We start from the raw sequence: 13,856 nt of genomic DNA, 5'->3' as shown, positions 1-13,856 counted from the left end.
CCCACGCGCATTTCCTGGCTCAGTTTTTGCCCCAGGAATTATGCCGTCGTTCTATGCGCGACTGATCCACCCTTTTAAATCAAAGCAAGGCGCTAGCCAAATCGAGCGCACGCCGGGTCGGGTCGTGCTGGAAAGCCTCGACTCGACTGCAGAATCCCAGCAAGTGGCAGCCAACATGGCTTTGGAAGGCAGGGATGAGATTTTGTCGCAAGTCCTTCCAACCATTGAAAGGCTTCTATTTAAGGGGGGAACGACCTGCGACACAGGGAACCGATATGCACGCAGGATGAGAGACGCAAAACCGCTGTGCCGTTTTGCTTGAATAGCCCTAATGCGGGAACAAGGTCGTCAGTGGCATGTGCGCCTTGACGATCGGTGATTTCAGGACGACGAAGCTGAAATATTTGTCGATGCCGACGTCCATGTCAGTGAGCCGCTCCATGATCGTCTGGTATTCGTCTATTCCGGCGGTGACGAATTTCAGCAGATAGTCGTAGCCGCCCGAAACCAGATGGCATTCGATCACCTGGTCGACCTTCTCGATCGCTGCGAGGAACCGGGCGAAGTCGATCTGCCGATGGTTTTTCAGGGTGATTTCGGTGAACACGGTCAGTGTCCGCCCGAGTTTGCTGACGTTGATCTGAGCCGAATAACCTTCGATGTAACCTTCGGACTGCAGCTTCTTCACCCGCATCAGGCAGGGGCTCGGCGACAGATTGACCAGCTCGGCGAGCTCCACATTGGTGACGCGGCCATTCTTCTGCAGTTCGTAGAGAATTTTTATGTCGATCCGGTCGAGTTTCATCATCACACGCGCCTTCGCTTGCTCGAGATCGCCAACGGCGCAGCAGATTATGCTGCAGCCTCTCCAACGTCGAGCTTAACACATCACAAAGGGGTGTCGACCGGATTGCGGGACATGCCGAAGCACAAATGGCTGCCGGCCGGCCCGCAAGACGGAATCTTCTGCTGCCGTGGGATGAACTCCGGCAAAGGCGTGGCGGTGAATCCGTTAGACTGGCCTGAAACGGAGACCATGCCATGCCCGCACCATTGACGCGCGTCGACACTACACCGCAGCTACCCGCTGCCGCCGATGCGGTCGTGATCGGCGGCGGCATCGTCGGCGTCTTCGCCGCCTATTATCTGGCCAAACGTGGATTGAAGGTCGCCCTCGTCGAGAAAGGCCTTGTCGGGGCAGAACAATCGAGCCGCAACTGGGGCTGGTGCCGGCAGCAGAACCGCGATGCTCGTGAATTGCCGATCTCGACCAAGAGCCTCGATCTGTGGGAGCGCTTCGCCATCGAAACAGGCGAGGACACCGGCTTCCGCCGCTGCGGCCTCTTCTATCTCAGCAATAGCGAGGAAGAACTTTCAGGCTGGGCCCGCTGGCGCGATTTCGCCCGATCGGTCGGTGTCACAACCCATATGTTGAGTGGCGCGGAGGCAACCGAACGCGGGCGGGCCACCGGCGCCGTATGGAAAGGCGGGGTCTTTTCGCCGACCGACGGCACCGCCGATCCTGGAAGAGCCGCGCCTGCCGTCGCGCGTGCGATCCTGAAGCTCGGCGGCACGGTGCATCAATCCTGTGCGGCCCGCGGCGTCGACATTGAAGGCGGCAGGGTTTCAGGCGTCGTCACCGAGCACGGCACCATAGGGACAAAGATCGCGATCCTGGCCGGCGGCGCCTGGGCCTCGTCCTTCTGCCGCCAGCTCGGCATTCGATTTCCGCAAGCTTCGATCCGCTCGTCGATCCTGTCGGTTTCGCCGGGTGCACTCGGCCTGCCGGATGCGCTGCATACATCAGCGGTATCAGTGACACGCCGCGGCGACGGCGGCTACACGCTGGCGATCAGCGGCCGCGGCCGCGTCGACCCAACCGCGCAGCAGCTCCGTTTCGCGCCGCAGTTCCTGCCGATGTTCGCCCGGCGCTGGCGCAGCCTCGCACCCGGCGGACTGGAAGGAATTCGCTCAGGGCACGAATCTCTGGCGCGATGGCGGCTCGACAGGCCGACGCCGATGGAGCGGATGCGCATCCTCGACCCGGCCATCGACAAGACCACCATCGCTCTCACGCATTCACGGGCGCTCCAGCTGCTGCCCGCCTTGAAGAACGCCGAAATCAACGCGGCCTGGGCGGGCTATATCGACAGCACGCCAGATGGCGTGCCGGGGATCGGCGAGATCGCTACCCTTCCGGGCTTCATCCTCGCTGCGGGCTTCAGCGGCCACGGCTTCGGCATCGGACCCGGCGCCGGTCATCTGATTGCCGATATCGTCACCGGCAATGAGCCGATCGTCGATCCCAGGCCCTATCATCCCAACCGCTTCGCGGAATCCGCCTGGGGCAAGGTCGCCGACTTCTAGACAATGTCGCACGAAGCCGCGAAGGACACTCAGGAGGCGGCCGCCATTCGCGGGCTCACGGCGGTGGAAGGCTTGCGGCCGTCGGCGGTCTGAAATCGGGAAATCCTTTCGTTCAGCAGTTCCACCTGCTGCCGAAGCCTGTGAATTTCGGCGGTGTTTTCCTCCACCATGGCGGCATTGTGCTGAGTGATATGCTCGATGTCGCGAACCGCGCTGTTGACCTCGTCGATCCCTTTGTACTGCGTGCTGGTGGCGGTCGAGATGACCTGCACCAGCCCGTTGATCGAGGTGAAATGCTCTATGATCACGGAAAGCGCCTCCCCAGTCTCCTCCACGAGCCTGACGCCCGCGCCAACCTGCGACGCGCTGTTGGAAATGAGATCCTTGATTTCGCGGGCGGCCTTGGCGCAACGCTGTGCAAGCTCGCGCACCTCCTGTGCGACGACGGCAAAACCCCTGCCCGCCTCTCCTGCCCGCGCCGCCTCGACGCCGGCATTGAGTGCGAGAAGATTGGTCTGGAAGGCAATCTCGTCGATCACGCCGATAATGCTGGAGACCTTGTCCGACGAACGATTGATCGCGTCCATCGCGTCAACGGCCTTGGCGACGACAGCCGCGGAATGCTCCGCCTGCCGATGCGCCTCGGCGACGGAAACCGATGTCTGGTGCGCGTTTTCCGCTGTCGTGCGAACGCTGGCTGTGAGTTCGCCAAGCACGCGTGAACTGTCTTCGAGAGCGGCCGCCTGTTGTTCCGTGCGCCGCGCCAAATCGTCGGCCGCACCCGAAAGATTGGTGCTGCCCTCGGCGATTTCGTAGGTGGTGTTGCGGACCTCGGCGAGCGTGCGGCGAAGCGCATCGATCGCCTGGTTGTAGGTCCTGGCCATCGCGACATAATCGGCGGCCAGCTCCTCGCTCATCACGGCTGCGAGATTGCCGTCGGCGAGTTTGCCGAGCATGTCGGACAAGGCGTCCAGAGCCTCGCTCTGCTCGGCCTCGATGCGCGCCTGCTCGGCTTCGCGGCGGGCCTGCTCGTGTTCGTCCCGCGCCCTGTTAGCCTCAGCCACCAATTCGAGCCTGGTCTTTTCAAGCGCCTGGTCGCGGAAGACGGTCACGGACCGGATCATATCACCGATTTCGTCGCCGCGCTTGCCGTCGCCGATCGGAACGTCGAGATCGCCGGCGGCAAGTCTCGTCATCGTCTGGGTGATCCGCTTCAGCGGTCCGCGCAGCGTTTCGATCAGCATCACGCCGCCGATGATCGCAAGCACCGTGCCCGCGATCATTGCCGAGAGCGACATGGTGGCCGAGCGCTGGCTGATGTCCTTGCCGCTTTCCTGCGCCGTGCTGACGAATTGCTCCAGAGTATGGCTTGCCGATGCCACGAGTTCGGTCGCCGTCCCCCTCTCTGCCCGCCACCGATCTGCGACCGATATCAGCAGCGACGTGTCCTTCTCGATCGTGGCGAGGGATGGCTCTATCTTCTTCGCAAGTTCCTGCAAGGCGGCGTTTTTGCCGCTCAAGGGCACGAGCTGTCCAGCGCTTTCGCGCAGCCCCTTGAGATCGGCGAGAACGGCGTCCCGCGCTTCGGCATCGACCCGTCTGTTCAATTCACTCAGGTGCAGGCGCAGATCGTCGATCGATTTGAACGCGGCACTGACGATCGCCACCATGGAGCGCAGCGTGCCGATATTCGCATCCATACCGACAAAACGCTCGATAGCGGTATCCGCATTTCCTGAGGCGAGCTTTACGAACTTCTCTTCAAAGCCCTGCAGATCCTGGTCGACGGGAGCATAGCCCACAAGCGTCAGGTTGGCGCTGTCCTTGGCCATCGCGGCGAGTTTGTCCAATACCGGCTTCAGCGCGGCAATCTGGCTTTGAGCCTTGTCGGAAGCGACTGCGGCGCTCCCGCCGACCTCCTTGACGAGCGGCGGCAGAAGGCTGCCGAGAGCGCCGGCAATATCCGCGGGCGCAGTCGCCTGCGCGGTCGCCTTGCGCAATTTCGCAATGCGCTGGGCGATGTTCTTGTAGGCGGAGGCATCGAGGAGAAGCGCCCGGACGAAGGCTTCCTTTCCGTTCGCCTGATCCTGAAGGACGTCGAGCTGCTTGCGGGCGGTCTGGCTCTCCTTGAAAAGCTGCGCCACGGCCGCATCGATCGCCTGTTCGGTATTCGTGCGCTCCTGAGCCACGGCCCAAAGCGCGTCCGCACTACCCTGCATCCTGCCGCCGAGGTCGCGCACCGCCGAGATCTGCTGCTTCTGGGACGGATCGATCAACATCGCATCGAGCGTCGTAGCGCCCTTCTCCTGATCGGAGATGCTGGCGATCAGCCGGTCGCGCGTGGCCGCCGTCGGAAGATCGGTAAAGGCCGTCAGCGAGGATCGCAGCTGCTGGAAACTGGAAAGCGCGTCGATCGTCTGCCGCGTCAGGGTCATCTGGCCCTTGAGCGTGCCGGCGGTGAAATAGCCGAAAAGCCCGATGCCCGCTATGAGGACGATCAGAGGGACGACGAAGAAGAGAACCTTCGTCACGATCCGCATGCGCTGCAACAGTCGATCAATCAACGACATGAAATGTTCGCCCCTGCCCAGGAAATTCGGCTCTTTCTCCGGCGGCGGCCGCGTCCGAGGCCATCACGATAGGCATAACTCTTAAAAAAATGGTCAATGGTGTCGAGTTATCCGGCGCGTAGGAGATGGTGAAGAAAAACCCCTACGATCTTCAAGTCCTGACAAGCCCCTGTTTGCCGCCGGCGCAGCGGGCACGGCATTTTGTCTTCAACGCGCCGGTCGCTACAAATTGGTCCGATCATGACAATGCACACTCTTCGACTGCCACCATCGCGACAAACGGCGATAGGGAAACGTTGGTCGCTTCAGTTCCTCACCGGCATATTGGCAATTGCGGCGCGCAACGCTGCCGCCACAGGTGTGCCAGCGACGGCGAGGTCGCGTACCGTGCTCATGTGGTTCCCGTCTGCGGCGAGCGATGCCCACACATCAAGCCCTTGGGCGGCAAGAATCTTTCTGAACGCATTTGCCTGAATTTTAAACGGATCAGTTTCCTGTTCGCCGGCCATGATAGCGACGCGCGTTGCAGGATCGTGCTCGTGACGCATGGGCGTAAACCGTCTCACCTCCTCGTCGCTCAAGGCGATCTCGTCACGCAGGAAGGAGGTCTGCAGGGGCTCGAGGTCGTAGAGCCCGCCGAGCAGGAAAGCGGCAACGACGCGCGAAGGCGAAGGAGACCGGTGGAAGAGAAAGGTTGCCAGATGTGCACCGGCGGAGTGACCGCTGACGGAGAATCGGTGCGGTGTGGCGCCAAAACGATCGGCATGGGCCAGCAGGAAAGCCTTGGCTTTCAGGACCTGACCAACCAGAACGTCCATTCTCGCGCCGGGCATCAACGAATAATCGACGATGGCTGCGACCGCGCCGGCGCCTGTGATCGTCTCAGCGACGCAGGAATAATCCTCCTTGGAAAACATTCGCCAATAGCCACCATGGATGAACATGTGTATCGGCATGTCAGGGTCGGCATCATTCGGCACGAAGATATCGAGCGTCTCGCCTGGCCCAGCCCCGTAAGCGATGTTGGCCTCCATGGTCACGGTGCGCCGCGTTGCAAGGCTGCGGGCACGGAGATCGGCGACGATCTCGTCGAAATCTGAGACATGATCACGAATGCGGAACGGATCGGCGGTCACGCGCTCCTCCTCAGAAGCTGGTGGCAATGTACTTGGCTTCCATGAACTCTGCGATACCGTGATGCTGCCCTCCTTCACGTCCGAGGCCGCTCTGCTTCACACCGCCAAAGGGGGCAGCGGGATCGGAGACCAGTCCACGATTGAGAGCGATCATGCCCGCCTCGACCTTCGAAGCGACGCGCATGCCACGGCTGATGTCGCGGGTATAGATGTAGGCGGCGAGGCCGTACTCGGTATCATTGGCCGCAGCTATGACCTCTGCCTCGCTGTCGAAACGATAGAGCGGCGCGACGGGACCGAAAATCTCTTCACACCCCATGTCTGAGGCCGGCGAGACGTCGACGAGCACCGTCGGCGGATAGAAGAAGCCCGGCCCTGCCAATGTTCGTCCGCCGCAGAGCGCGCGCGCCCCCTTTGAAATGGCGTCCGTAACCAGACGGTCGATCTTCTCCACTGCCTTGCGTGTGATCATCGGACCGCATTCGGTATCCGGATCTACACCTGGGCCGATCTCGAGGGCGGCCATGCGCCGGGTAAATTTTTCCGCGAAGGCATCGTGGATAGCGGACTGGACATAGATCCGGTTCGCAGCGGTGCACGCCTCACCGGCATTGCGCATTTTCGCAACCATCAGACCCTCGATCGCAGCATCAACGTCGGCGTCGTCGAAAACGATGAATGGCGCGTTGCCGCCGAGCTCCATGGAGCAGGAGATGACATTTTTTGCTGCTTCCGCCAGCAGCGTGCGCCCGACACCCGTCGAGCCTGTAAAGGAAAGCTTTCGCACACGGGGGTCAGCCAGCATAGCGGCGATGACGGGGCTCGGCGTCGATGTTGTCATCACGTTCACCACGCCCGGCGGCACGCCAGCCTCCTCGTAGAGAGCAGCAAGCGCATAGGCCGTCAACGGCGTCTCGCTCGCCGGCTTGAGGATGACGGTGCAGCCTGCGGCAAGGGCCGGCGCAATCTTGCGGGTCGCCATCGCGGCCGGGAAATTCCAGGGTGTAATGAGTACGCAGATGCCGATAGCCTGGTAATCGACGACGATCCGGTTTCCGCCGGCCGGGGCGATGCCGAATTCACCTGAGATCCGCACCGCCTCCTCAGCGTTCCATCGGAAGAATTCCGCCGCATAGGCCACCTCGCCGCGCGCATCGCGCAAAGCCTTTCCGTTCTCGAGCGAAATGAGTCTCGCGAGCGTTTCGGAGCGCTCCACCATAAGTTCGAAGCAGCGGCGCAGGATCTCGGAACGCTTTCTCGGCGGAGTCTCGCGCCAGCTTTCCGCGGCGCTCGCCGCAGCCTCCACGGCCGCTGCCGCATCCGCAAGCGTCGCATCCGGCACGGCGGCAATGACCACCTCGGTCGACGGATCGATCACCTGGATCCGACCTTCGCCTGCCGCAGGCCGCCAGGCGCCGCCTATATAGAGACCACGGGAAAACGAGCTGAGCCCGAAGGTATCATCGTCGGGGTGGAGAGAAAGCTGGTTGACGTTCATGATGATTTCCGAGGTCAGAGGGCGGAAGCGGCCAGGTCGCCGTCATAGGCGGCCCGAACCAGGCCGCGCATGGCGGCCGAATCGAGGGGGCGTGGGTTATTCTTGATCAGCCGGCCGATTCCGAGGGCCTCCCCGGCCGCCCAGTCGATCCGGTCTTCGGGAAGGCCGAGTCCGGCGAGCGTCGGCGCAATGCCGATCGCCGCAAAGAGGCGGCTCACCTCGGCGATTGCGGCATCGGCAACTGTCTCGTCCTTCTCTATTCCATTGGGATCGAGGCCGAGCGCTTTACCGACCGCGGCAATTTCCGCGACGGCGACGCGGCGATTAAATGCCATCACATAGGGAAGCATGGTCGCTACCCCGAGTCCATGCGGCGTATGCGTCAGGGCGCCGACCGGATATTGCACCGCGTGGGCTGCGGCAGTGCCCGCGGTTCCGAAGGCGCAGCCGGCTGCAAGCGCGCCCATCATCACATCGGCGCGCGCATCGACGTCCGAACCGTCGGCAAAGGCCTTTTCCAGGCTCCGGCTGAGGAGCCGGATGGCATGCAGAGCGAACTGGTCGGTGAGATCGCTTTTGCCGACGAAGACATGCTGCTGCGCAAGCTCCGCATCGCCGGGGCGGCGCATCGCCGTGAACGCCTCGATGGCATGCGTCAGCGCATCGGCACCGGCAATCGCCGTCAGCCCAGGCGGGCAGGACAAGGTGAGTTCGGGATCACAGATCGCCGCTGCGGCGATGAGATATGGGCTGGAAATTCCAACCTTCAGGATACGGTCGGAATCGGAAACAACCGCAACCGGCGTTACCTCGGAGCCGGTGCCGGCCGTGGTCGGCACAGCAATGACCGGCAGGACCGGTGCAGGCACCTTGAACTCACCATAATAATCGGTGAGCGCGCCGCCATGAGCGAGCAGGAGCGAGGCGCATTTCGCCATATCGAGGCAACTGCCACCGCCAATCCCGATCACCATATCTGGTTCGAAGCCGCGCGCGGCTTCAACGCAGATAGCTACGGTATCGCGCGGCACGTCCGGCAGCGTCTGGTCATGCACTACGACGCCAATGCCGGCCGCTTTGACGGCAGCGATCATTTCCGCGAAGACGGGCGTTGCGGCAAAACGCGCGTCCGTGCAGACGAGAGCGCGCCGTCCGGTCTTGCTGGCGACGCTCGGTAGTGCATGACGCTGGCCGACACCAAACAGGATTTCCCGCGGCAGCCTCAAGGCGGCAAACAGGCTCATGATCTTTGTCCCTCGAAGGCCAGGATGCGGGAGGGGGAAAGCGCGTTTAGGTCGTCCCAAAGGCGCTGGTCGATCTCAAAACCATTGCGGCTGGCGGCAGCACGCCGCTGACGCGCACGATCCCCGGGGACGCGAACCGGTTCGCCGGCCATCTCGGATGGTGAGGCGCGCACCGCAGCGAGATAGGCTGACAGCCGCGTCGGAAGACCCGGCGCCAGACTGGGCTCGATCAGAATGAAGACGTCGCCCTTGTTGCATGGCGACTGGCTGTCGAGCGTGCCGTGCACCTCGGGTGCGAGCGCGGAGCCTGCAAGAGCCGCCACCAGCAGCTCGAGGGCAATGCCGAGGCCATAGCCTTTTGCATCGCCGAAGGGTGCAATCGCGCCGGCCTTGGCACGCTTCGGATCTGTCGTTGGCCTGCCGGCCGCATCGCGCGCCCATCCCTCGGGAATGGGTCTGCCGGTCGCCGCGTGATGATGGATCCTGCCCATCGGCACGATGCTGGTGGCAAGGTCAAGCACAAGTGGGTCTTCGGCGGTCGGAACGCCAATGGCGATGGGGTTGCTGCCAAGCATTGCCCGTGTACCGCCGAATGGATGGACCAGCGCCTCACTGGACGATAGCGCGATGCAGACCAAACCCATCGCAGCAACGGCCTCAACATAATGCGCGAGCATGCCGAGATGGTTCGCATTGCGCACGGCGACCAGGCCGATGCCAAGATCAGGAATATGAGGCGCCAACCGCTCGATCGCGGCCATGGCGACGATGGGGCCAAGTCCCGCCGATCCCTCGACCTCCAGCACCGCATCCGCCCGCCAGCGCTGCGTTCCCTTCGTCTGTGGGTCGATGACACCGCGCTTGATCCTTTCGACGAGGCGCGAGAGCCGGCACAGGCCATGCGAGGGGTGCCCCTTCATCTCGGCCGTCACCAGGACGCGAGCCTGCAGCGCCGCATGGTCACGCGGTGCGCCACGCTCTTCGAGCAGGCGGGTGGCAAGCGCAAGGGCTGCCGCTTCGGAAACGCGCATGATTTGTCCCCTATATTAAATCGTATAGGATATAGGATTGTCTTACACGCAGCATCGTGCTAGCGATTGAACCTGTCAAGAGGCAAGGCATCAGATGATTTCGACGAGACTTAGAGAACCCTCAACGGGAACGGCCCAGATCCAGCGCGCCAACGGCTTAGCTGTCGACGTCTACGAGGCAATCTTCAACCAGCTCATGTCGCTGAAGATCGCCCCCGGAGAGCGCATTACGGTCGACAACCTGGTCAGGGAGTTCAACGTCTCCCACACTCCGATCCGCGAAGCTCTCGGTCGGCTTGAGGGCGAAGGCCTCGTCGTCAAGCAGCATCTCGTCGGCTACCGCGCTGCGCCCCAGATTACGCGCCACCGCTTCGATGAACTCTATGAACTTCGTCTGCTGCTGGAACCTGCCGGCGCTGCGAAGGCGGCTCAGGCGATGAACGACGAAAAACTGGCCATCCTCACGGACGCCGCAGGCGTGATGACACGTCGCGACGATAGGGACGAGCGGGCGAACTATTCGGCCTTCGCCCGCAAGGACGCTATTTTCCACGACCGCATCATGGAGTTTGCCGGTAACGAGTTGATCCGAGAAATGCTTGCATTCCAGCACACGCATTTCCACATTTTCCGCCTGATGTTTCATCGCCGCGTCACGGAGGAGGCACTCGGCGAGCATCAGACGCTACTCGACGCCTTCGCGGCGCGCGACTCCCGCGCTGCTGAGAACGCAATGCGCATCCACATTGAACGTTCGCGAGACCGGCTGTTGCCGGCGTTCGACGACATCTGATTCAACCCGCAGGCAAGAGCGTGCCTGTGACAACGAGGAGGAGAACCCATGGCAGGCAAGAAAATCCTGATGCTCACTGGCGATTTCACCGAGGAGTACGAAATCTTCGTCTTCCAGCAGGCGATGGAGGCGGTCGGGCACACGGTGCACGTGGTGTGCCCGGACAAGAGGGCGGGCGACATTCTCAGGACGTCGCTGCACGATTTCGAGGGAGATCAGACCTACACCGAGAAACTCGGGCACAATGTCACCATCAACAAGACGTTTTCCGAAGCGGAAGACCAGCTCGATCAGTATCATGCCGTTTACTGCGCCGGCGGGCGCGGGCCCGAATATATCCGCACCGACAAACGGGTGCAGGCAATGGTGCGTCACTTCCACGAGCAGCGGAAGCCGATTTTCACCATCTGCCACGGGGTCCAGATCCTGATCGCAGTCGACGGTGTCGTTCGCGGCAAGAAGGTGGGTGCGCTCGGGGCCTGCGAACCTGAGGTCACGCTGGCGGGCGGAACCTACATCGACCTCTCGCCCACTGAAGCCTATGTCGATGGGACGATGGTCTCGGCCAAGGGTTGGACGGCGCTCGCCGCCTTCATGCGCGAATGCCTGAAGGTGCTGGGAACGGAGATCCGCCACACCTGAGACCACGGCGCCCGGACAAAATGCCCGGTAGTGAAGTCTGCCGGGCATCTGATTGTGCCGGCCTCCAGTCACACTCCGCCGCGGTTCCAGCCACGGCCACGTTCGCCGAACATTTCATAGCCCCCGTCGGTGATCGCGAGCGTATCCTCCAGCTTGATGAAACCGCGCTTCGGGTGAAGCATCGTCGTCTCGACCGAGATCACACTGCCGGCTTCCAGCGGCTTGTCGGCATCGATGCCCTCATAGGCGACGGGGTGGTTCGTCATGAGGAACGGCGCTTCGTGCGTGATGAGGCCCATGCCATGGCAGAAGAAGTCGGTGAAGCCCGCCGATGGCGAGGCCTTGAGCTCGGCTTCCGCCGCCGCGATCATTTCACTGCCCACAACCCCTGCCCTGACCTTGGCGAAGGCCGCCTGCTGTATGCTTTCGACTTCAGCCAGAAGATCCTCCAGCTCCGCATCCGGCTCGCCGAGCACACCCATGCGGCAGAGGTCGCCGATGTATCCGTGATAGTTGCCGCCGGAATCAATCGACAGGACCTCGCCCTCAGCCCAGGCCTGCGGCGAGCCCGCGCGATTGTGGCTGGCGCCGAGCGTGAGCAGGCAATATTCGAAGTGCAGTCCCCGGTTGGTTTCCTCCCTGCGCAGCTGCTCGATGATCTCCAGTTTCGTCGAGCCGGCGCGGGCGGCGGCGATTGTCGCCAGCATCGAGTCGGTAATCAGTTCGGAGGCGCGTTTGAGCTTTGCCAGTTCATCTGGCGTCTTAACCGCCCTCAGCCGCTCCAACACATGTGTGGCATCGACAAACCGCGCACTATCCAGCCGAGAGGCAAGAAGATCACGGGCGTCGGAAGGCAGAAAGGCAGGCTCGACACCGATGCGTCCGCCGGCCTTGCCGATTTTCTTCAGGTGCTCGACAGCGAGCCCGGCCGCATCCTGCGTCCCCCAGCTCGCCGTATGCACTGCGGACGTCCAGAATGGATTGTTCTGATGCTCTGCGCCCTCCATGCGGTTCCCCACATAGGCGGAGTGATCGGGCGCACCTTTCTCATAGATCACCATCGGCAGGTACCGGCTATGCCCGATCGCATCCATGGCTGCGAAGAAGATGAACTTGTATCCGCCCAGCAGATATTGCGTGTTGTGTTTGGAAGTGGCGATCAGGACGTCGATACCGGCCTCCTCCATGAGGCGGTCGAGCTTGGCCGTATCGAACGGCGCCACGGCGGCCTGCCTTGTCTGCCCTGCATTGTCGTTCATTGTCTTTCCTCCCACAAAATGGATGCCCGCCTCAGATGTCCTGCGGCAGCAGGCGGAAGTCCGGCAGATCGCGAAGCGCAAGCTCCGGCCCCGCCGGTGAGTAGACGACGAACAGGAGCATCGGCCCGCCACCGGTGTTCTTCGTCGAATGAAAGCGACTTTCGGGAATATAGATCGTGCAGCCGCTGGCGACCTTGCGCGTCACCGGATTTGCGTTCTCGTCCTCGACCATCTGCTCGCCCTCGCCGGATATTACGAAGATGATTTCCTCTGCACCCGGATGATTGTGACGTGAGTGGCCCTCGCCGCTTGGCAGTTCGACTACCCCGCCGGAAAAACGACTGGCGCCATTGACTTCGGGCGCCACGGTCAGCGACAGCTTGCCCCAGTCGAAACCGAAGGCGCTTACATCCTGCGGATAGACAAAGTAGTTGTCCTTTACCATGAAACGGCCTCCTCCATGACCTTCCTCAGACGACCGCGCCGACAGCGAGCGCCTTGAAATCTTCCGTCTGCTTGCGGATTGCCGCCTCGGCCGGCAGTCGCTCCATCGAGCTTGCGCCGTAAAAACCATGGCAGCCAGCACAACGCTCGAGAACGTAACGCGCATCCTCCGGCATGGAGATGGGACCACCGTGACAGAGCACGATGACGTCGTCGCGCACCGACCGCGCCGCCTTGGCGATCGCGGTGATCTCGTCGATGCAGTCATCGAGCGACTTGCCGGATGTGGCGCCGATCGTGCCGCCGGTCGTCACCCCCATATGCGCCACGACAATATCGGCGCCGGCGCCGGTCATGGCGATAGCCTCGCTCTCGTTGAAAACATAGGGCGTGGTCAGCAGATCGAGCCCATGGGCGGTGGCTATCATCTCGACCTCCAGATTGTAGCTCATACCCGTCTCCTCGAAACTCTGCCGCATCCTGCCGTCGAAGAGGCCAATCGTGGGGAAGTTCTGCACACCTGAAAAGCCCATCGCCTTCAGCTCGGCAAGGAAGCGCGGCATCAGCACGAAGGGGTCCGTGCCATTGACGCCGGCGAGCACCGGCGTCTTTTTCACGACCGGCAACACTTCGAGCGCCATCTCCTTCACGATCTCGTTGGCGTTGCCGTAGGCCAGCAGTCCTGCCGCCGAGCCGCGCCCCGCCATGCGGTAGCGCCCGGAATTGTAGATAATGATGAGGTCGATGCCGCCTGCCTCCTCGGCCTTGGCGGAGATGCCGGTGCCGGCACCACCGCCGACGATCGGCACGCCGGCTGCGATCATGCCGTGAAATTTTTCGAGGATGGTCTTGCGGGGTATGGCTGGCATCGA

General features: G+C 62.3%; 11 protein-coding genes and 1 pseudogene. 3 read left to right on the top strand and 9 right to left on the bottom strand.

From position 1 onward, the window contains the following. Window positions 1–328 precede the first annotated feature (328 nt). The gene (locus HJC04_RS24820; protein ID WP_210632195.1) at window positions 329–805 is read right to left on the bottom strand and encodes an Lrp/AsnC family transcriptional regulator; all 477 of its coding nucleotides are present in this window, start codon (window positions 803–805) and stop codon (window positions 329–331) included. Between the two features lie 236 nt (window positions 806–1,041). Here HJC04_RS24820 and HJC04_RS24815 point away from each other — a divergent pair, with 236 nt between their 5' ends. Continuing rightward, the gene (locus HJC04_RS24815) at window positions 1,042–2,367 is read left to right on the top strand and encodes an FAD-binding oxidoreductase (RefSeq protein ID WP_221098914.1); all 1,326 of its coding nucleotides are present in this window, start codon (window positions 1,042–1,044) and stop codon (window positions 2,365–2,367) included. A gap of 29 nt (window positions 2,368–2,396) precedes the next feature. Here HJC04_RS24815 and HJC04_RS24810 read toward each other — a convergent pair whose 3' ends face one another. The 5 genes and pseudogenes from HJC04_RS24810 to HJC04_RS24790 all read right to left on the bottom strand — a co-directional run bounded on the left by HJC04_RS24810 (window position 2,397) and on the right by HJC04_RS24790 (window position 9,846). Next, entirely contained in the window at window positions 2,397–4,937 is a 2,541-nt protein-coding gene (locus tag HJC04_RS24810; RefSeq protein ID WP_221147350.1) for a methyl-accepting chemotaxis protein, read from the bottom strand. A gap of 222 nt (window positions 4,938–5,159) precedes the next feature. Beyond that, window positions 5,160–6,073, bottom strand: a pseudogene (locus HJC04_RS24805) (alpha/beta hydrolase). A 10-nt stretch (window positions 6,074–6,083) separates the two neighbouring features. After that, window positions 6,084–7,571 carry an NAD-dependent succinate-semialdehyde dehydrogenase gene (locus HJC04_RS24800; RefSeq protein WP_210631757.1) on the bottom strand — a complete coding sequence of 496 codons (1,488 nt, stop codon included), beginning with the start codon at window positions 7,569–7,571 and terminating at the stop codon, window positions 6,084–6,086. 14 nt (window positions 7,572–7,585) lie between these two features. After that, entirely contained in the window at window positions 7,586–8,815 is a 1,230-nt protein-coding gene (locus HJC04_RS24795; protein ID WP_210631756.1) for an iron-containing alcohol dehydrogenase, read from the bottom strand. Beyond that, complete coding sequence (locus tag HJC04_RS24790) at window positions 8,812–9,846, bottom strand: Ldh family oxidoreductase (protein ID WP_221147349.1); 1,035 nt, start codon at window positions 9,844–9,846, stop codon at window positions 8,812–8,814. The genes HJC04_RS24795 and HJC04_RS24790 overlap by 4 nt, the downstream gene beginning before the upstream one ends. 94 nt (window positions 9,847–9,940) lie before the next feature. On the opposite strand from HJC04_RS24790, the gene HJC04_RS24785 reads away from it, so the two are divergent. Together HJC04_RS24785 and HJC04_RS24780 are read left to right on the top strand one after the other, a co-directional pair. Continuing rightward, entirely contained in the window at window positions 9,941–10,639 is a 699-nt protein-coding gene (locus tag HJC04_RS24785) for a GntR family transcriptional regulator (protein ID WP_210631754.1), read from the top strand. 48 nt (window positions 10,640–10,687) lie between these two features. Then, the gene (locus HJC04_RS24780; RefSeq protein WP_221147348.1) at window positions 10,688–11,281 is read left to right on the top strand and encodes a DJ-1/PfpI family protein; all 594 of its coding nucleotides are present in this window, start codon (window positions 10,688–10,690) and stop codon (window positions 11,279–11,281) included. Window positions 11,282–11,349: 68 nt separating this feature from the next. On the opposite strand, the gene HJC04_RS24775 is transcribed toward HJC04_RS24780, so the two are convergent. Genes HJC04_RS24775 through HJC04_RS24765 form a run of 3 tightly spaced genes read right to left on the bottom strand, consistent with a single transcriptional unit; the run spans window position 11,350 to window position 13,853 of the window. Next, the gene (locus HJC04_RS24775) at window positions 11,350–12,540 is read right to left on the bottom strand and encodes a Xaa-Pro peptidase family protein (RefSeq protein ID WP_210631752.1); all 1,191 of its coding nucleotides are present in this window, start codon (window positions 12,538–12,540) and stop codon (window positions 11,350–11,352) included. Between the two features lie 31 nt (window positions 12,541–12,571). Next, the gene (locus HJC04_RS24770; protein WP_210631751.1) at window positions 12,572–12,985 is read right to left on the bottom strand and encodes a cupin domain-containing protein; all 414 of its coding nucleotides are present in this window, start codon (window positions 12,983–12,985) and stop codon (window positions 12,572–12,574) included. 25 nt (window positions 12,986–13,010) lie between these two features. Then, a complete protein-coding gene (locus HJC04_RS24765) occupies window positions 13,011–13,853 on the bottom strand; it encodes a phosphoenolpyruvate hydrolase family protein (protein ID WP_210631750.1) in 843 nt (280 codons plus the stop codon). Between the last annotated feature and the right edge of the window lie 3 nt (window positions 13,854–13,856).

The organism is Rhizobium sp. NLR8a (genome assembly GCF_019685235.1).
Classification (GTDB): Bacteria; Pseudomonadota; Alphaproteobacteria; order Rhizobiales; family Rhizobiaceae; genus Rhizobium.
Note: the sequence above shows the minus strand (reverse complement) of the source record. Positions and strands in the feature narration are given on the sequence as shown.